The sequence below is a fragment of the Rhizorhabdus wittichii genome (genome assembly GCF_017607425.1).
Classification (GTDB): domain Bacteria; phylum Pseudomonadota; class Alphaproteobacteria; order Sphingomonadales; family Sphingomonadaceae; genus Rhizorhabdus; species Rhizorhabdus wittichii.
On record NZ_CP059319.1, the window covers coordinates 5,405,477 to 5,423,818 of the forward strand.

The following is an 18,342-nucleotide window of genomic DNA, read 5'->3' on the forward strand; positions in this document are numbered from 1 at the left end:
GATCAGTCGTTCGCGGGCTTGCCGGCGCCCGCGGTGCGGACATCGGCGATCGTGGCCTTGACGATCTTGATCTTGACGTTCGGGGCGATCTCGACCTCGACCTCGGTCTCGTCGACCTTCACCACCTTGGCGACGATGCCGCCGGCGGTGACGATCACGTCGTTCTTCTTGACCGCGTCGATCGTCGCGCGATGCTCCTTCGCCCGCTTCTGCTGCGGACGGATCAGCAGGAAATAGAAGATGACGCCGATCAGGACGAACTGGCCGAGCATGAAGATCGTGCTGCCGGAGGAGGACCCGGCGGCGCCTGCGGCCTGTGCGTATGCGGGAGAAGCGAACATCTTATCTGGTATCCCGGAAAAAGCGGGCCCGATGGGACCCCGAAGTGGCGCGCGCCTATCACGTTCCGCAGGTCAAGGGCAACCGCGCGCTTGCCAAGCGGCAAAACCCTCCCTAAAGCGCGCAGCCTTGGTCGGGGCGTGGCGCAGCCTGGTAGCGCACTTGACTGGGGGTCAAGGGGTCGCAGGTTCGAATCCTGTCGCCCCGACCATCACTTGCCGGAACCACGCCATTCCCCCAGATGGCCCGGCGAAATCGAGGACGGAAGGCGGCGGCCGATCGCCGCCCGTCCTCCTTCCGCACCATCATCCCGGCTTCGCCGAATCGAACGCGATCATGCGGTCGGCGATCGATTGCGCCCATCGTCGATATAGGGTACCCCCCTATGCTATGGGACATGTCGCAAAGAATCGTGATCAGTTGATCGCCCGGGTACGGCGGATCGCCGGGCAGGTCGGGGCGGTCGAACGCTCGATCCAGGCCGAGGCGGGGTGCAGCGAGACGCTCCATCTCGTCGCGGCGGTGCGCGGGGCGGTCGCCGGGCTGATGGACGAACTGGTCGAGGAGCACCTGCGCGAGCACGTCGCCGCCGAGGGGTTGTCGGACGAGGAGCGGAAGGCGGGGGCCGACGAGCTTTCGACCGTCCTGCGCCGTCACTTTCGTTAGGAGCCGCCATGGCCAGCCGTTTCGAGATCGAAGCCCAGGCGCACGCCCATGACTATCTGGGCGCCGCGCATGACGACAATGCCCGGCGAACCGCCTGGGTGGTGGCGCTCACCGCGGCGATGATGGTCGGCGAGATCGTCGCCGGCTATCTGACCGGATCGATGGCGCTGCTCGCCGACGGGTTCCACATGGCGACCCATGCCGGGGCGCTGGGCGTCGCCGCGATCGCCTATGGCTATGCCAAGCGGCACGTCGCCAACCCGCGCTACAGCTTTGGGACCGGCAAGGTCGGCGATCTCGCGGGTTTCGCCTCGGCGCTGGTGCTCGGCATCGTCGCGCTCGGCATCGCGATCGAATCCGCGGTCCGGCTCGCCCAGCCGGCCAAGGTCGCCTTCGACGAGGCGATCCTGGTCGCGGTGCTGGGGCTGGGCGTCAACCTGGTCAGCGCGCTGCTGCTGTCGGGTGGGCACGGGCATCACCATCACCACGATCATGGCCATGAGCATGGGCATGGGCATGGGCATGATCATGGCCACGGGCATCATGATCACCACCGTCATGGCGGCGGCGACAACAATCTGCGGGCCGCCTATGTCCATGTCCTCGCCGATGCGCTGACCTCGGTGCTGGCGATCGTCGCGCTGCTCGCCGGGCGCTATCTCGGCTGGCTGTGGCTCGATCCGCTGATGGGGCTGGTCGGCGCCGCCGTGATCGCGCGCTGGGCCTGGACGCTGATGGCCGATACCGCCGGGGTCCTGCTCGACACCGCCGACGCACATCTGGTCGCGGAGATCCGCGATTGCGTCGAGCGGCCGGGCGATGCGCGGATCGTCGACCTGCATGTCTGGCAGGTCGGGCCGGGCGCCCATGCCGCGATCGTCGACATCGTCGGCGCCGCGCCGGCCGCGGCGATCCGCGAGCGGCTCGAACCCGTCCATGAGCTGGTCCACCTGACGATCGAGCGCCGCTGATCCGGCCGAAACTCGATTCCGATCCCGATTTTCGGGCGTTTCATATATTGATCGACCAGACGTTTAATTATATCAGCGGGGCGTCGGAGCGGTGGGCGGACAGGCGATTCTCGTCATCCACGCCTGCTCGGCTTCGGGGTTTCGTCCGGTTGTCGGGAACGTCGGCACGGTCCACTATGGGCGCCATGCCATCGCTCCGGCCGCCGTGGGTCGTGCGCAGGAATGGAGGGAGAGGATCATGGCTGAGGTCGATTATGGCCCCGCGAATCTGGCGGAACTGCGGGCGCTCCAGCTCGAGCGGCTGAAATCGACGCTGGCGCATGCCTATGCCAACTCGCCCCATTATGCGAAGGCGTTCGACGCGGCCGGGGTGACCCCCGACGACCTGACCACGCTCGCGGACCTCGCCCGCTTCCCCTTCACCACCAAGGCCGACCTGCGCGCGACCTATCCGTTCGGGATGTTCGCGGTGCCGCAGGAGCAGGTGTCGCGCATCCACGCCTCGTCGGGGACGACCGGCAAGCCGACGGTGGTCGGCTATACCAAGCGCGACATCGAGACCTGGGCGAGCCTGGTCGCGCGCTCGATCCACGCGGCCGGCGGCCGGCCGGGCATGAAGGCCCAGATCTCCTACGGCTACGGCCTGTTCACCGGCGGCCTCGGCGCGCATTACGGCGCGGAGGCGCTGGGCTGCACCGTCATCCCGATGTCGGGCGGCCAGACCGAGAAGCAGGTGCAGCTCATCTGCGACTTCAAGCCCGACATCATCATGGTGACGCCGAGCTACATGCTGGCGATCCTCGACGAGTTCCGCCGCCAGGGCATCGATCCGCGCGCGAGCTCGCTCAAATACGGCATCTTCGGCGCCGAGCCCTGGACCGAGGCGATGCGCCGCGAGGTCGAGGAGGCGTTCGACATCAAGGCATGCGACATCTACGGCCTGTCCGAGGTGATGGGCCCCGGCGTCGCGCAGGAGTTCGTGGCGTCGCAGGCCGGGCCGACCATCTGGGAAGACCATTTCTACCCCGAGGTGATCGACCCCGCGACCGGCGAGGTGCTGCCCGACGGCGAGGAGGGCGAACTGGTCTTCACCTCGCTGACGAAGCAGGCGCTGCCGATCATCCGCTACCGCACCCGCGACCTCACCCGGCTGCTGCCCGGCATCGAGGTGCCGATGCGCCGCATGGCGAAGATCACCGGCCGCAGCGACGACATGCTGATCATCCGCGGCGTCAACGTCTTCCCGACCCAGATCGAGGAGCAGGTGCTCAAGTGCGAGGGCCTCGCCCCGCATTTCGAGGTCGAGATCACCCGCCCGGGCCGGATGGACGAGGTGCTGATCATCGTCGAGCGCCGCCTCGACTGCGACGAGACCCGCGGCAGCGCCGAGGGCGCCCGCCTGGCCGGCTACGTCAAGGAGGTGATCGGCATCAGCGCCCGGACCCGGATCGTCGAATCGGGCGCCCTGCCGCGTTCGTCGGGCAAGGCGGCGCGGGTGCGCGACCTGCGGGATCGCGCGCCGGCGTGACGTGATCGGGCTCCCGGCCCCGCGTCGAGGCGTCCTCGCCATCCCGGACCATTTGTTCGCGCATGACGAACTTCTGGACCTTGCCGGTGACGGTGAGGGGGAAGGCGTCGACGAAGCGGATGTGGCGGGGAATCTTCTGGTGCGAGATGTGGCTCCGGCAGAAGGCGCGGACCTCGGTCTCGTCGATCGGCGCGCCGTCGTGGCGGATGATCCAGGCGCATAGCTCCTCGCCATAATGCGGGTCGGGGACGCCGAAGACCGCGACGTCGCGGATCGCCGGATGGGTATGGAGGAACTCCTCGATCTCGCGCGGGTAGAGATTCTCGCCGCCCCGGATCACCATGTCCTTGATCCGGCCGACGATCCGGCAATAGCCGTCCTCGTCGATCGTCGCGAGGTCGCCGCTGTGCATCCAGCCCGCATCGTCGATCGCGGCGGCGGTCTGCTCCGGGTCGTTCCAATAGCCGAGCATCACCGAATAGCCGCGGGTGCACAACTCGCCCGCCACGCCGCGCGGCACGGTCTCCCCCGCGTCATCGACGATCTTGACCTCGAGATGCGGGTGGACCCGGCCGACCGTTCCGACGCGCAGCTCGACCGGGTCGTCGGTCTCGCTCTGGAAGCTGACCGGGCTGGTCTCGGTCATGCCATAGCAGATGGTGATCTCGCGCAGGTTCATCCGGTCGATCGCCTTGCGCATCACCTCGATCGGGCAGGGCGATCCGGCCATGATGCCGGTGCGCAGGCTGGAGAGGTCGTGCGCCGCGAAGGCGGGATGCTCGAGCTGGGCGATGAACATGGTCGGCACGCCGTAGAGCGCGGTGCAGCGCTCGCCGGACAGGGCGGCGAGGGTGGCGAGCGGATCGAAGCCCTCGCCGGGATAGACCATCGCGGCGCCATGGGTGACGGCCGCGAGATTGCCCATCACCATGCCGAAGCAATGATAGAGCGGTACCGGGATGCAGATTCGGTCCTGTGCCGTCAGTTTGAGCTTCAGGCCGGTGAAATAGCCGTTGTTGAGGATGTTGCGATGGCTGAGCGTCACGCCCTTGGGCAGGCCGGTGGTGCCGCTGGTGAACTGGATGTTGACCGGGTCGCGGGACCCGAGGACACCCTCCAGCGCGCGGAGCCGCGCCGGTCCGGCGTCGCGTCCCAGCGCTTCAACCGTCGCGAAGGCCACGGCCCCCGCGACCGGCTCGGGGTCCATCTGGATGACGTGGCGCAGCGCGGGCAGCCGTTCCGCGACGAAGCCGGGGCCCGCCGCCATTTCCGGCATCAGCGTCCGCAGCATGCCGACATAGTCGCTCGACTTGAAGGCGGACGCCGTCACCACCGCCGCGCAGCCGACCGAGCGGAGCGCATATTCGAGCTCCGACAGCCGGTAGTTGGGGTTGATCGTCACCAGCACCAGCCCGGCCTTGGCGGCGGCGAACTGGGTGATCGCCCATTCGACCCGGTTGAGCGACCAGATGCCGATCCGGTCGCCCGGCGCGAGGCCGAGCGCGAGCAGGCCCGCGGCGAAATCCCCGGCGCGGCGCGCGAGATCGCGCCAGCTCAGCCGCACCGCCTGCCCGCAATCGACCAGCGCCTCGCGCTCGGGCCAGCGCCGGGCGGCGGCGTCCAGCGCTTCGCCGATCGTCATCTCCCATAGCGCCGGCTCGGCCGCGCCATGCACATGGCTCGGCTCAGCCATCGAGCAGTTCGTCGACGAAGCGGCCGATGTCGGCCAGGGCCTGCTGGCTGAGGGCGAAGGCGGGGTTGAGGGTGAGCCAGCTATGGATAGCGCCGGGATAGCGTTTCGCCACTACCCGGACGCCGGCGCTGGCGAGCGTCTCGGCATAGGCCTCGCCGTCGGTCCGCAGCAGGTCGTGCTCGGCGGTGAGGATGAGGGCGGGGGGCAGGGCGGCGTGGCTCGCGGCGCCGAGCGGTGCGAAGCGAGGGTCCCGCCGCGTCGCGGGATCGGGGACATATTGATCGAACAGCCAGGCGATCTCGTCGCGGGTGATGAAGGGGGAGTCGATGTCGCCGGCCGGGCGGCTGTCGGCGTCGGCGGTGGTCGACGGGTTGAGCAGGACCTGCCCGGCGATCGCCGGCCCGCCCGCATCGCGCGCCAGCAGGGTGGCGACCGCGGCCAGGTTGGCGCCGGCGCTGTCGCCGAACAGCAGCAGCGGGCATGGCTGGCCGAGCAGTTCCGCGCCATGATCGGCGATCCAGCGCAGCGCGGCGAAGGCGTCGTCCACCGCCGCCGGAAAGGGATGCTCGGGCGCCAGCCGATAATCGACGCTGGCCACCGCACAGCCGAGGCTGCTGGCGAGGAGGCGGGCGAAGCCGTCGCTTTCCGCGACGCTGCCGATCGTCCAGCCCCCGCCATGAAAGAAGAGGATCAGCGCGCGCGGCGCGGTCCGTGGGACGTAGAGGCGGACGGGAACCGGTTGTCCGCCGGCTTCGGCCATGACGTCGCGGACCGTCGCCATGGCGGGCCCTGCTGGCGCCATCTCGGCCAGGCCCTTCAGGAAGCGCCGCAGGTCCGGCGCGGCTATGCTTCCGAAGGCGGGGAAGCCTGCCGCCTGCATCTGTTCCAGGAAGCCGGCGATTTCGGGGTCAAGGGCCATATGTCCTCCATGCGGGCCCCATATCGGATGGGGTGGCGTCGGTGTCTCGTCTGGCGCAGGGTAGTCGCTTGCGGGATCGGCCGAAGTCCCCGGCATCTGGGACGGGAGGTCGAATCCGGGTTTTGCCGGCCGGTCCAAGGCCGACATTCGGGAGAGACGCAACAATGCACCATCGCGACTCATGGACCGTGGACCTGGTCGGCGCCTCTGCCGGGGCGTCGCTCGCGCCCGTGATAGACGCTGTCGGCGCGAATGATTTCACCGACATCCTGATGGACTATACGGCGCAGGCCTTCGGGGCCGAAAGCTGCATCTTCGTCGAGCTTTCGGCCGAGCGGCCGAAGACCATCGGCCTGTCGAGCCTCCAGGGAAAGCGTCATGCCCGCGAGGGCTATTCGCCCTATGTCGAAGGCCAGCACTGGAAGATCGATCCCGGCATCAAGATCGCCAATTCCCATCTGGGCAACAGCGACCCGATCCTGCTGCACATGCCGCGCGACGAGCTGGACCCCTGTCTGGCGACGGAGATCTATCGGTCGGAGGTGGTCGATCGCCTGTTGTTCGCGGGCTATGCGCAGAGCAGGCCGATCCTGCTGGGCCTGTTCCGGACGCCCGGCCGGGGCAAGTTCCACGACGCCGACGTCGCGCATCTCTGCCATGTCGGCGCAAGCCTGATCTCGGCGATCGCCAAACATGCGATGCTGCTCGACAAGACCGACCATCTATTGCGGTCGCTGACCCGCAAGGAGGTGATCGAGGAGAATATCCGACAGGCCGACGAGGGCCTGCCCCGGCGCGAGGTGGAGGTCTGCGCCCGCATCCTGGCGGGCCTCTCGGTCGAGGGGATCGCGCTGGACCTCAATGTCGGGCTGGAGACCGTCACCACCTATCGCAAGCGCGCCTATGGCCGGCTGGGACTGGCGAACCGCTACGACCTGTTCCTGTGGTACATAAGGTCGATTTCCGGGCTGGAGGCGATCAGCGGCCCGATCGCCCGGCTCGCCCATCCCGGCAACTGAACGGAGGGGCGGCGGCCGATGCCTGGAGGGGCATCGACCGCTGGCGGCGTCATTCAGGCAAGGAAGTCGGAAATGAGCGCCTCGACCTGCGCCGCCTGCTCGATGTGCGGCGAATGCCCGGCATCCGGGACGATCGCCAGCCGCGCGCGTTGCAGGCCGGTTTCGAAGGCGCGTCCGTAGAAGGGCGGCGCCAGGCGATCGGCCTCGCCCCAGATCACCAGCGTCTCGGCGGTGATGCGGTGCAGGCGCCGGTCGAGGCCGCGCTCGGGGATCGGGTGGAAGAAATGCGCGGTGCTCGCCAGCGCCGTGATGTCGCCGATCATCGCGGCCAGCATCTCCTCCTGTCCCTCCGGCAGCTTGTGGCGGGCCAGCGCCGCCGGCGACTCCGGATCGTGATAGAGCAGGCCGCGTCGTGTCGCTTCCGGCGCCAGCAGGTGATCGGCGACCGGATGATCGTCGTCCCACAGCCCGAGCGCGTCGATCAGCACCAGCTTGTGGACGCGGCGGTTGAAGGTCGCGGCATATTCGGCGGCGACGGCGCCGCCGAAGCTGTGGCCGACGAGGTCGAACTGGTCGAGGCCCAGCCGGTCGAACAGGTCGTCATAATAGAGGACGAGGTCGGAGAAGCCGTCGAGCGATTCCAGGTCGCGCGCATCGGTGCTGCCGGCATGGGCCGGCGCGTGGACCCTGAACCGGCCCGACAGGCGATCGAGCAGGTCCGGCCATTCCTGGCCGATCAGGCCGTGCAGATAGACGAGGGGACGACCCTCTCCCTTCACCAGGACCGGATTGGGCACGAAGCGCGCATTGATCTCGATCGGTTCGATCGTCGCCATGGTCATGCCACCACCTCCAGGGTTCCGGCGCTTTTCCGCTGGGCGGTGGCGCGGGCCGGCCACCAGTGATCGACATGGCCCTCGTCGTCCCAGATGCGACGGATCCGGGGCATCACCCTCTCGGCGAACAGGCGCATATTATATTCCGTGAGTTCGCGATCCATCGACTGGATCTGCAGGATGAACATCAGATGGCCGACGCGCAGGTCGCGGATCGACTCCTCCAGGACGTCGGCGACCGTCTCCGGGCTTCCGCCGATCACGCGGCGGCTTTCGACGATGTCCTTCCAGCTCGTCTCATAGGGATTCTCATATTGCTTGTAGGTCAGGTTCACGTTCTTCTTGACGAGATTCCGGATGCTGTCGGTCGTCATCACGCCGGGGATGCCCGCGAAATGCGGCGGCGTGTGCATCGAGATCGCGAAGAAGTTCCGCAGATGATCGAGGTAGAGCCGCTCGGCCTCGGCATCGGTCTCGCCCACCACGACCATCTGCGCGAAGCCGGCCCGATAGGGATTGTCGTCGAGCCCGGCCCGTTCGACCTGGTCCCAATAGCCCTGCATCATCGCCTTGGCGGCCAGCGGACCGCCGAAGCTCAGGAAGTTGTAGGCATAATTGTTGTCGGTCGCGAATTTCCAGGTCTCCATCGACCCGCCGCCGGCCAGCCAGATCGGCGGGTGCGGCTTCTGGATCGGCTTCGGCCAGGGGTTGACGTAGCGCAGCTTGGTGAAGCGGCCGTTGAACGGGAAGGGCCCCGGCCGGGTCCAGGCCTGCTTGATGAGGTCGTGCGCCTCATAATAGCGGGCGCGGATCTGGGTGGGCGGCAGGCCGTAGCAGCCGACGGTGTCCATCGGCGTGCCGACCGGGATGCCGGCGACCAGCCGCCCGCCGCTCAGGCAGTCGAGCAGCGCGAATTCCTCGGCGACGCGGATCGGCGGATTGTAGAGCGGCAGCGTGTTGCCGAGGTTGATGATCGCCGCGTTCGATTCCCGCCGGGCGAGGATCGCCGCCATCAGATTGGGCGAGACCGGGAAGCCATAGGCGTTCTGGTGATGCTCGTTGATCCCCAGCCCGTCGAAGCCCAGCTCGTCGGCGAGTTCGAGTTCCTCCATGTTCCACCGGAAATATTTGCCGGCGGTTTCCGGATCGCAGAGTTCGTCGCTCGGCGGCGTGATCCAGACGCTTTCATAGCGCTGCGCGAAGTCACGGGGCATGTCGCGATACCCCTGCATATGGAAAAAGATACTTTTCATCAGAACATCCTCCTTGAGGATTCCGACAGGACGGATGACGTCACCGGCATATGTCTTGCGTTCCATGCATGGCGTCGTCCCTTTCATGACGGAAGGTCGTAGGGTGCCGGCGCCGGTATTGGTTCGAACCGCCGCTGAATCGGAAACCTCGACCCTCAGCCTAGTCACGCCGGGACTGGAATATGCCCCCTCTATCGGGGACTTCCCGGCGGCATGACCGATGCCGGCGGCACCGTCCCCGATGTCGGGGACAGACGGCCGGCGCCCTTTGAGGGAGGATGTCGCAAGAATAGACGATATTGCACGACCGCCGCATGCGGCCGGCCAAGGCAATCCATATGATCGGCCATTTGCTCGACTGTCCGGCGACCGATCGACGACTTCGGGAAATGGGCGCAAGACGTAATATCAATGGGAGGATTTATGCGGACATCGGTATTATTCTGTACAGTGTCTCTCGTCACGCTGTCCTTTTCGGCCGCCGCCTTGGCCCAGGCCGAGCCCAGGGCCGAGGCCGTGCAGCCGACCTCCGACGACGCCCATGCCGACAGGCCCGAACTGGGCGACATCGTCGTCACCGCCCAGAAGCGCGAGCAGTCGCTGGCCAATGTCGGCATGACCATCCAGGCGGCGAGCGCGGCGACGCTCAGCGACCGCGGCGTCCAGGGGCCCGCCGATCTCGTCAAGATCGTGCCGGGCTTCACCTATACCGAGGGCATCTACGCGACCCCGGTCTATACGCTGCGCGGGATCGGCCTGTTCGAATCCGCCTTCGGCGGCGCCCCTGCGGTCGCCATCTATACCGACGAGGTGCCCCGCAACGTCCCGATCATGTCGGGCGCGCTCGACCTCGACCTCGAGCGGGTCGAGGTGCTGAAGGGACCGCAGGGCACCTTGTTCGGGCAGAGCGCGACCGGCGGCGCGATCAACTATATCGTCGCCAAGCCGACCGACCATTTCGAAGCCGGCGGCGATCTGGGCTATGAACGCTTCGGCAAGATGAGCGCGAGCGGCTTCGTCAGCGGCCCGCTGACCGACAGCTTCAAGGCCAGGCTGGCGGTCGGCGCGGTCCAGGGCGGCGCCTGGCAACGCAGCATCTCCCGGCCCGACGACGAGAATGGCGCCACCCGCAGGCTCCAGGGCCGCTTCTCGATCGACTGGAAGCCGGTCGACCGGCTGCGGGTGCAGGCGAGCCTGACCGGCGTCCGCGATCGTTCCGATCCGATCGCGTCGCAATATGCCGGCACCAATTTCAACATCTACAGCGCCTCCGCGCTGGCGGCAGCCAATGCCGACCCGGCGACGGCCAACCCCTATGGCTATGTCGACGAGGCGCGCTATGCCGGGATCACCACCCCGGGCTCGCCGAACTATGACGCCAGCTTCCTGGGCCGCCAGGCGTTGATCGTCGCGCGGATGAACGGCGTTGCTCCCATCCCGTCGATCCCCGATCTGGCGGAGGGCTCGCGCGAGCTGCTGGGCACGCCGCTCGCCACCAATGCGCGCCAGGCGGAATGGACGCCGGGCTTCCTGCGGCGCAACCATAACGACTATTATCAGGGGATCGTCCGGGCGGACTATGACCTGACCGACGATATCGCGCTCACCTCGCTCTCGGCGCTCGCCAAGCAGAAGATGAACTATGTGGCCGATCTCGATGCGACCGCCGCGCGTGGCATCGATTCGATCCTGACCGGCAATGTCCGCAGCTTCAACCAGGAGCTGAGGCTGGCCGGCAAGACCGACGCCCTCCACTGGATCGCCGGCGCCACCTACGACAATATCCGGGCGTCGCAGGGTTTCCTCTACGATTTCGCCCATGGCACGCTCAATGCGCCGGTCGGCCTGCCGATCGAATATACCCAGGGCGACATCCGCACCTCGCAGAAGACCTATGCCGCCTTCGGCAATGTCGAATATGAGGTGGCCGGCAACCTGACCGTGCAGGCCGGCCTTCGCTATACGAAGAACAAGCTGACCGGGTCCTATTGCTATTTCGAGCCGTCCTTCGTCACCACGCCCAATTTCACCACGACCTTCGGCCTGTTGTCCGACGTGCTGCGCGGCTTGCCGCCCTTCACGACGCAGGTCCGGCAGGGCGACTGCCTCCCGCTCGGCGACGGCCAGAACGGCACGACCCTGAACGCCCCGCAGATTTCGCGCCTCAACCTGAAGCTGAACCAGGACAACTGGTCGTTCCACCTCGGCGCCAACTACAAGTTCGACCAGGGCACGCTGATCTATGCGACGATCAAGCAGGGCTACAAGGCCGGCCTGTTCTCGGCGATCGGCGCGACCGTGACCGACGAATATGACCCCGCCGTCCAGGAAAAGGTGATCGCCTATGAAGCCGGCTTCAAGGCGCCGCTGCTGAACGGGCGCCTGCGCGTCAACGGCGCGGCCTTCTATTACGACTATACCAACAAGCAGGTCCGCGCCCGGCTGCTGGTGCCGATCTTCGGCCTGCTCGAAAAGCTGGTCAACGTTCCCAAATCCTATGTCTGGGGCCTGGAGGGCGAGCTGTTCGCCGAGCCGGTCGACGGCCTGACCCTCAACGGCAGCGCGACCTATCTGAAGTCCAGGGTGTCCGGCACCTTCCGGACCACGGCGGACGGCCTGCCGGTCTACAACAACCAGGGCTATACCGGCGACTTCAAGGGATCTGCGCTGCCGTTCACGCCGAAGTTCAGCGCCAATGCCGACGTCCAGTATGAATGGACGGCGGGCGGCCTGAAGCCGTTCGTCGGCGCCGGCATCCGCTATCAGGGCGGATCGAACGCGACCTTCGAGAACCGCATCCTGCTGGCCGGCGATTTCAGGATCCCCGGCTATGAGACGGTCGACGTCCGGCTCGGCCTGGGCGCCGAGGACGGCAGCTGGAAGCTGACCGCCTTCGGCCGGAACGTCTTCAACAAATATTATGTCGTCGCGAGGAATATCGGGCTCGATACCAACTTCCAGACGGCGGGCGCCCCGGCGACCTATGGCGTGATGCTGCGGGTTCGCATTCGGTGAAACGGGGGGCAGGGAACGGAACGGTCGCGGGCGCGCGGCCCGGTTGGAGGATTTCATGAAGGCGCTCATCCATCTGGGGCCGGGGCGGATCGGCTATGAATCGGTTCCCGATCCGATCCTGCCCGACCGGCAGGGCGCGCTCGTCAGGACGACGATGTGCGGCCTGTGCGGCAGCGACCTGCACCTCTACCATGGCGCACCCGCGCATGGTTCCTACTGCATCGGCCACGAGGCGGTCGGCGAGGTGGTCGAGGTCGGATCGGAGGTGCGCGACTTCCGGGTCGGCGACCGTGTCCTGCTCCCCGCCATATTGGGGTGCGGACGGTGCGATCCCTGCCGGGCGGGCGACGTCTATCTGTGCCGGACGCAGAGCGCCCCGATGATCTACGGGCAGGGTTTCCCGGGCATCGGCGGCAGCCAGGCCGAGGCCGTGGCGGTGCCCAATGCCGACCGCAACCTGTGGCGGCTGCCGCCGGGCCTGTCGGACGAGGTCGGGATCATGCTGACCGACAATCTGGCGACCGCCTGGTTCTGCGCCCGCCGCGCGCGGGTCCGGCCCGGCGACGTCGTCGCGGTGATCGGCCTGGGGCCGGTCGGCCAGCAGGCGGTGATGGCGGCGAAGGCGATGGGCGCCGAACGCGTCCTGGGCATCGACCTGTTGCAGAGCCGGCGGGCGGCGGCGGCCCTGCTGGGCGCGGAGCCGATCGAGGCGGCGGACGTGGTGCAGGCGGCGATCGAGTTGACCGGCGGCGACGGCCCGGATGTCGTGCTGGATGCGAACGGAAGCGCCGTCACGATCGGCCTTGCGATCGGCATGGTCCGCAAGGGCGGGCGGGTGTCCGTCGTCGGGCTGAGCGAAAGCCCGCAGATCGATTTTCCGATCATCGGCAGCATGCTCAAGAATCTCGATTTCCATATCGGCGTCTGTTCGGTCCAGGCCGAATTGCCCGCGCTGTTCGGCGCGATCGAGGCGGGCCGGATCGACACCGGCGCGCTCGAGGCGCTGGTGACGCATCGCATGGGATTGTCCGAAGGCGCCGAGGGTTATGCCCGGTTCGATGCGCGCGAAGGCGGCATCGGCAAGGTGGTCTTCGATCCGACGCGATGACCGTGCGTCACGGCTCCATCCCGGCCGCGCGGCGGGCTGCGCCGGCGGTCCTTCCCGCCCTGTGCGTGATCGCCGCCGGGGCGATCATGGCCGTCGCGCCGGCGGGCCGGGCGCGGGCGTCCGACGCGCCCGAGCCGCGATCGGCCTATGCGGTCCATTGCGCCGCCTGCCATGGCCAGGACTTCCAGGGCGGTTTCGGCCCGGCGCTGAAGGGCGCGTCCTTCGTCGCGAAATGGGCGTCGCGGATGGACCGGCTCGCCGTCCACATAAGCGAGACCATGCCGCCCAGCGATCCCGGCTCGCTGCCGCCGGACGCCTATGCCGGGATCGTCGCGTCGATCGCCCGCGCCAATGGCCTCGATCCGGCGGGCGGTGCGAAGGCCGGCGCCGCGAAGGCTGCCGATGCCAGTGCGACCGAGGTTCGCAACCTCGACCAGCCCGAGCCGAATTACGATCGCTATTATGAGCAGGTGGTCCGGCAGCGCCGCGAGACGCTGGCCGCGCTGCGGACGGTGTCCGACGCCGATCTCCGCGCGCCCGCGCCCGGCGACTGGCTGCACTGGCGCCGCAGCTATGACGGCGCCGGCGCAAGCCTGCTGACGCAGATCACCGCCGCCAACGCATCCCAGCTCGAGGTCGCCTGGAGCCTGGCGTTGCCGAACGGCACCAACGGCATCACCCCGCTGGTCCATGACGGGGTGATGTTCGTCAACAGCTCCGGCACCGTCCTCGCGATCGACGCCGCCAGCGGCGATCCGTTGTGGACCTTCAGCCGCCCGTCGCCGCCCGGCCTGCCGATCAGCCAGCCGCGCAGCATGGCGATCTATGGCGACCGGCTCTACGTGCCGACCTCCGACAACCACATGCTCGCGCTCGACATGCGATCGGGCAAGCTGCTGTGGGACCATCTGATCGCCAGCAGCAGCGGCACGCTGATGATCAGCGCGGGGCCGCTGGCGGTGCGCGGCAAGATCATCCAGGGCATGGCCGGCTGCGCGGGCGTCGGCGAGCCGAACGGCTGCTTCGTCGTCGCGCTCGATGCGGAGACCGGCAAGGAGCTGTGGCGCTTCGACACGATAGCGACCGGCGAGCCCGACAGTTGGAACGGAGCTCCGCGCGCCGAGCGGTTCGGCGCGTCGATCTGGGCCACCGCCACCTATGATGCCGAGGACGACCTGATCCTGATCGGGACCGGCCAGACCTATCATATCGCCCCGCTGATGCGGAAACCGGCCCGCGCGGGCACGACCAACGACGCGCTCTACACCAATTCGACGCTCGCCTTCGATCCCGACAGGGGCCGGCTCGTCTGGTTCTACCAGCACATGCCGCGCGAGGTGTGGGACTTCGACTGGGCGTTCGAGCGGCAGGTCATCCCGCTGCGCACCCGGACCGGCGAGCGGCGCGTGGTGGCGACGATCGGCAAGATCGGAATCCTCGACCTGCTCGATGCGAAGACCGGCGCCTATGTCGGATCGGTCGACATGGGTTTCCAGAATCTGGTCAAGGCGATCGATCCCCGCACCGGCCGGAAGATCACCGATCCGGCGCTCGATCCCGATCCGGACCGGTCCAGGTTCATCTGCCCCTTCGCCACCGGGGTCAGGAACTGGCCATCGACCGCCTATGATCCCGGCCGCAGGCTGATCTACGTGCCCTTCACCCTGTCGTGCATGCACTATTCCTGGCGGAAGGGCGAAGGCTTCGACATCGCGTTCGGGATGACGCCGCCCCGCGCCGACGACGGCAATCTGGGCGGCCTCGCCGCGATCGACCCCGACGGCATGAAGGTGAAATGGGTCCGCCGCCAGCGCGCGCCGTCGGCGGGCTCGGTGCTGGCGACGGCGGGCGGCATCGTCGCCTATGGCGCGCGCGATCGTATTTTCCGGGTGGTCGACGGCCGCTCGGGCGACACGCTCTGGGCGCTGAAGCTCGACCAGGTGCCGAGCGCGAGCCCGATCAGCTTCATGGCCGGGGGCGTCCAGTATCTCGCCGTCACCACCGGCGGCGGCAGCCCGAACGACGTCACCGCCCGCGCGCTCACCCCGGAGATCGACGCGCCCGCGGGCGGGGTGCGGCTGTGGGCGTTCAGGCTCAAATCCGACCGGAGATCGCCCCGATGACCCGTCCTCCCTCCCGGCCCGCCCGTTCCTGGGGCCTCCTCGCGCTGCTGATCGGGGCGGCGGCGGTTCCGGCGCTGCTGTCCGCGCAGGCGGTCGACGAGCAGGCGGCGGTCTACGGCCTCGACGCGCGATCGCCGGTGCCGTTGACCAGCCAGATCTTCGAGAAGAGCTGCGTGGGCTGCCACGGCGCCGACATGACCGGCGGGATCGGCCCCTCGCTGATCGATGCGACATGGATCCACGGCGGGGACGATGCCGCGATCCTGAAGACGATCGCGGAGGGCGTGCCCGACAAGGGGATGCCCGCCTTCGCCGCGTCGCTGGCCGAGAATGAGCGGCTCGGCCTGCTGGCGCTGATCCGCGAGAAGGGGACCGACTATATCAAGGCGCGGACGGTCGAATCGCTGCCTTTCCCGACCGGTCCGCAGACGAGCGCGCACGCCGCCTTCCGCTTCGAGACGGTGGTCGGCGAAGGGCGGCTCGACACGCCCTGGTCGATCCTGTTCCTGTCGCCGGACCGGATGCTCGTCAGCGAACGGCCGGGCCGGCTGCGCATCGTCACCACCGGCGGCGAGGTCGGCCCGCCGATCGCCAACGTCCCCGCCATCGTCCATGATTTCGGGCAGGGCGGGATATTGGGTCTGGCGCGGCATCCCGACTATCGGCGCAACGGCTATCTCTACCTCGCCTATACCGACGAGATGCCCGACCGGTTCGGCGAGGCGCGGAAATGCGCCGGGCGGATCTATTGCTTCTCCACCGCGTCGCAGCTCAAGGTGATCCGCTTCCGCCTCGCCGGCAACGCGATGGTGGACCGGACGACGATCTGGCAGGCCGCGCCCGAAAGCTATCGTCTCTCGCCGAGCTTCGGCGGCCGGCTCGCCTTCGGCAGCGACGGGATGCTCTACATCACGGTTGGCGACCGGGCCTATTCGGCGATGGAGGCGCAGGAGGTCGCCACCCCCAACGGCAAGATCCATCGCGTCGCCGACGACGGCCATGTTCCGCCGGACAATCCGTTCGTCGGCGTGCCGGGCGCCGATCCGACGATCTGGAGCTTCGGCCATCGCAATCCCCAGGGCCTCGCCGTCGATCCGCGCAGCGGCCGGCTCTGGTCGTCCGAACATGGCCCGCGGGGCGGCGACGAGCTCAACCTGATCCGGCGCGGCGGCAATTATGGCTGGCCGCTCGCGACCTTCGGCATGGGCTATGACGGGCGTCCGTTCGACCCGGCCTATCCGCTCGGCCATTCGCAGGCGGCGATCGAACTGACCGCGCCGTCGCGCCCGATCGACCGTGCCGGCTTCATCGCCCCGGTCGTTCACTGGACGCCGTCGATCGCGGTATCGTCGATCCTCTTCTATTCCGGCACGGCATTCCCCGCCTGGCGCGACAGCCTGCTCGTCACCTCGCTTCGCCAGCAGAAGCTGCTGCGCCTGACGATCGAGCATGATGCGGTGACCGAACAGGAACTGCTCTTCGAACGGCACGGCAACGTCCGCGACGTTGCCGAGGCGCCGGACGGAAGCCTCTATGTCGCGATGAACCTCCCGTCACAGATCATCCGCATGGTCCCCGCGATGAAGTGAGCGAACCGGCGGAGCTGCTTCCCTCTTCTTCGTACAACCAGCCGATCGGACCAGATGCGATGGCCGACGAGATCCGACGCCGGCGAGGGATCGGCGCGGCGATCATGCAGGACGCCAGATTTTCACAGGAAGGAATCGAGAAACTCAGCAAGCACGGGTGCGAAGCGCGCGCTGTGGCCCAGCGGGTCGGACAAGGCGTGGTTGACCCAGAAATGCGATGCCCCCACGGCCTTGTGGGTGCGGACGTTGAATCGGGCCTGTTGCAGCGCGCGAACGAAAATCTCCGACTGCGCCGGGTTCACGAATTCATCGTCTCCGCCCCAAGCGATCAGGGCGGAGACCTTGTTCGCGGCGTAGCTGATCTGGCGCAGCGGGGATGCATCGACATAGCGCTGTTGATTGTCGAAGGGGTCGCAACCCAGCAGGTTTCGCACGACATTGCCGTCCGGCGGCGGGTTGAGCGCCAGGTCATCCTGCCAATGGCGGAACAGATCGTAGATTCCGTAGGCCCCCACCAAGACCTTCACATGCGCGGCAATCGAGCCGAAGCCGTTGGTGATCTTTCCCTTTGCGTGAAGGCGATCGAGCAGGTCGACCCGGAGAGCGTGATTTCGCTGCTTTACAACAGCAAGCCGATCCTCGCGGTGCGGCTGAACCGACTGTCCCATGCCCGCCAGCACTCGATCGCGCCGCCCTATCGCAGCAGTCACGTTGTGATGTCATTGGCATCGACCGGCTCGAGACAGAGGACGAATTGATCGAGGTTCGATCGCGTTTCATCATGCATGAATATCACGCGGAGAAGGAGTGTACGTTCTCCGGAAGGTTCGTCCACCACCTCGCCCTTGCTCCGGGCTCCTCGCTGAAGATCAGGATGAAGCGTGTCGAACTCACCAACTGCGATGCGGCCTTCGAACCGATCGAATGGCCCATCTAGGCGCGACAACCGCCCCGTGGTTCTTCGAGCGCACACGCCAGGGAGGCAGCATGAGACACGGATTTTCCAGGGTACCTTCCTAGCCGATGCGCCGGCGATGGTTTTACTGCTATCGCTCGTTACGATATGTTTCGTATCGGGACAGATTTTCTTCTGAATCCTAATTCAGGATACGAACAGAACCAATGAAGATGCAAAGCCGGCAGAAATTGAATGATCAAATTAATGATAACTTATTGTAGTCAGTGGCTCGAATTTGGACCATCGGCATTGTCCTCGATCTCCGATATTTCGAACGGCGTATCCGCATCCTGATCTTCGTGCTGGATGTCACGTTTGTCGGCTT

The 18,342-nt window shown here is 67.2% G+C and carries 14 protein-coding genes and 1 tRNA gene; 9 read left to right on the forward strand and 6 right to left on the reverse strand.

Features of this window, described 5'->3' with window-relative positions; translation table 11 throughout:
- Positions 1–2: 2 nt before the first annotated feature.
- Positions 3–341: a preprotein translocase subunit YajC gene (gene yajC, locus HRJ34_RS25680; RefSeq protein WP_011952294.1), complete on the reverse strand. Its 339-nt coding sequence runs from the start codon at positions 339–341 to the stop codon at positions 3–5.
- Between the two features lie 132 nt (positions 342–473).
- On the opposite strand from yajC, the gene HRJ34_RS25685 reads away from it, so the two are divergent.
- The 4 genes from HRJ34_RS25685 to paaK all read left to right on the forward strand — a co-directional run bounded on the left by HRJ34_RS25685 (position 474) and on the right by paaK (position 3,504).
- Positions 474–550, forward strand: a tRNA-Pro gene (locus HRJ34_RS25685).
- A gap of 209 nt (positions 551–759) precedes the next feature.
- Positions 760–1,005, forward strand: coding sequence for a metal/formaldehyde-sensitive transcriptional repressor (locus HRJ34_RS25690; protein ID WP_157783495.1), 246 nt, complete (start codon positions 760–762; stop codon positions 1,003–1,005).
- 8 nt (positions 1,006–1,013) lie between these two features.
- Positions 1,014–1,976 (forward strand): CDF family Co(II)/Ni(II) efflux transporter DmeF, encoded by a 963-nt coding sequence (dmeF, locus tag HRJ34_RS25695; RefSeq protein WP_208632837.1) that lies wholly within the window; start codon positions 1,014–1,016, stop codon positions 1,974–1,976.
- Positions 1,977–2,214: 238 nt separating this feature from the next.
- Complete coding sequence (gene paaK, locus HRJ34_RS25700) at positions 2,215–3,504, forward strand: phenylacetate--CoA ligase PaaK (RefSeq protein WP_016744773.1); 1,290 nt, start codon at positions 2,215–2,217, stop codon at positions 3,502–3,504.
- Here paaK and HRJ34_RS25705 read toward each other — a convergent pair.
- Together HRJ34_RS25705 and HRJ34_RS25710 are read right to left on the reverse strand one after the other, a co-directional pair.
- Entirely contained in the window at positions 3,407–5,197 is a 1,791-nt protein-coding gene (locus HRJ34_RS25705; protein WP_208632838.1) for an AMP-binding protein, read from the reverse strand. The genes paaK and HRJ34_RS25705 overlap by 98 nt on opposite strands.
- Positions 5,190–6,116 (reverse strand): alpha/beta hydrolase, encoded by a 927-nt coding sequence (locus tag HRJ34_RS25710; protein WP_208632839.1) that lies wholly within the window; start codon positions 6,114–6,116, stop codon positions 5,190–5,192. Before HRJ34_RS25710 ends, HRJ34_RS25705 begins: the two co-directional genes overlap by 8 nt.
- Before the next feature lie 164 nt (positions 6,117–6,280).
- Here HRJ34_RS25710 and HRJ34_RS25715 point away from each other — a divergent pair, with 164 nt between their 5' ends.
- Entirely contained in the window at positions 6,281–7,135 is an 855-nt protein-coding gene (locus HRJ34_RS25715) for a helix-turn-helix transcriptional regulator (protein WP_011952288.1), read from the forward strand.
- A 53-nt stretch (positions 7,136–7,188) separates the two neighbouring features.
- Here HRJ34_RS25715 and HRJ34_RS25720 read toward each other — a convergent pair whose 3' ends face one another.
- Together HRJ34_RS25720 and HRJ34_RS25725 are read right to left on the reverse strand one after the other, a co-directional pair.
- Entirely contained in the window at positions 7,189–7,977 is a 789-nt protein-coding gene (locus HRJ34_RS25720) for an alpha/beta fold hydrolase (RefSeq protein WP_208632840.1), read from the reverse strand.
- On the reverse strand, positions 7,974–9,224 hold the full coding sequence (locus HRJ34_RS25725; RefSeq protein WP_226948952.1) for an LLM class flavin-dependent oxidoreductase: 1,251 nt from the start codon (positions 9,222–9,224) through the stop codon (positions 7,974–7,976). The genes HRJ34_RS25720 and HRJ34_RS25725 overlap by 4 nt, the downstream gene beginning before the upstream one ends.
- A gap of 450 nt (positions 9,225–9,674) precedes the next feature.
- Between HRJ34_RS25725 and HRJ34_RS25730 the strand changes: the two genes are divergently transcribed.
- Genes HRJ34_RS25730 through HRJ34_RS25745 form a run of 4 tightly spaced genes read left to right on the forward strand, consistent with a single transcriptional unit; the run spans position 9,675 to position 17,059 of the window.
- Positions 9,675–12,239, forward strand: a complete 2,565-nt coding sequence (locus tag HRJ34_RS25730) for a TonB-dependent receptor (protein ID WP_226948953.1) — start codon at positions 9,675–9,677, stop codon at positions 12,237–12,239.
- A gap of 55 nt (positions 12,240–12,294) precedes the next feature.
- Entirely contained in the window at positions 12,295–13,347 is a 1,053-nt protein-coding gene (locus tag HRJ34_RS25735) for an alcohol dehydrogenase family protein (RefSeq protein WP_030090383.1), read from the forward strand.
- Positions 13,344–15,470, forward strand: a complete 2,127-nt coding sequence (locus HRJ34_RS25740) for an outer membrane protein assembly factor BamB family protein (protein WP_208632843.1) — start codon at positions 13,344–13,346, stop codon at positions 15,468–15,470. Before HRJ34_RS25735 ends, HRJ34_RS25740 begins: the two co-directional genes overlap by 4 nt.
- The gene (locus HRJ34_RS25745; protein ID WP_208632844.1) at positions 15,467–17,059 is read left to right on the forward strand and encodes a PQQ-dependent sugar dehydrogenase; all 1,593 of its coding nucleotides are present in this window, start codon (positions 15,467–15,469) and stop codon (positions 17,057–17,059) included. The genes HRJ34_RS25740 and HRJ34_RS25745 overlap by 4 nt, the downstream gene beginning before the upstream one ends.
- A 122-nt stretch (positions 17,060–17,181) precedes the next feature.
- On the opposite strand, the gene HRJ34_RS25750 is transcribed toward HRJ34_RS25745, so the two are convergent.
- Positions 17,182–17,769 carry an alpha/beta hydrolase family protein gene (locus HRJ34_RS25750; protein WP_226948954.1) on the reverse strand — a complete coding sequence of 196 codons (588 nt, stop codon included), beginning with the start codon at positions 17,767–17,769 and terminating at the stop codon, positions 17,182–17,184.
- Positions 17,770–18,342: the final 573 nt, after the last annotated feature.

What these genes read in the sequence shown, in the direction of transcription:
- yajC (WP_011952294.1), bottom strand. Translation starts at nt 341, where the DNA reads ATGTTCGCTTCTCCCGCATACGCACAGGCCGCAGGCGCCGCCGGGTCC.
- dmeF (WP_208632837.1), top strand. Translation starts at nt 1,014, where the DNA reads ATGGCCAGCCGTTTCGAGATCGAAGCCCAGGCGCACGCCCATGACTAT.
- paaK (WP_016744773.1), top strand. Translation starts at nt 2,215, where the DNA reads ATGGCTGAGGTCGATTATGGCCCCGCGAATCTGGCGGAACTGCGGGCG.
- HRJ34_RS25705 (WP_208632838.1), bottom strand. Translation starts at nt 5,197, where the DNA reads ATGGCTGAGCCGAGCCATGTGCATGGCGCGGCCGAGCCGGCGCTATGG.
- HRJ34_RS25710 (WP_208632839.1), bottom strand. Translation starts at nt 6,116, where the DNA reads ATGGCCCTTGACCCCGAAATCGCCGGCTTCCTGGAACAGATGCAGGCG.
- HRJ34_RS25715 (WP_011952288.1), top strand. Translation starts at nt 6,281, where the DNA reads ATGCACCATCGCGACTCATGGACCGTGGACCTGGTCGGCGCCTCTGCC.
- HRJ34_RS25720 (WP_208632840.1), bottom strand. Translation starts at nt 7,977, where the DNA reads ATGACCATGGCGACGATCGAACCGATCGAGATCAATGCGCGCTTCGTG.
- HRJ34_RS25725 (WP_226948952.1), bottom strand. Translation starts at nt 9,224, where the DNA reads ATGAAAAGTATCTTTTTCCATATGCAGGGGTATCGCGACATGCCCCGT.
- HRJ34_RS25735 (WP_030090383.1), top strand. Translation starts at nt 12,295, where the DNA reads ATGAAGGCGCTCATCCATCTGGGGCCGGGGCGGATCGGCTATGAATCG.
- HRJ34_RS25740 (WP_208632843.1), top strand. Translation starts at nt 13,344, where the DNA reads ATGACCGTGCGTCACGGCTCCATCCCGGCCGCGCGGCGGGCTGCGCCG.
- HRJ34_RS25745 (WP_208632844.1), top strand. Translation starts at nt 15,467, where the DNA reads ATGACCCGTCCTCCCTCCCGGCCCGCCCGTTCCTGGGGCCTCCTCGCG.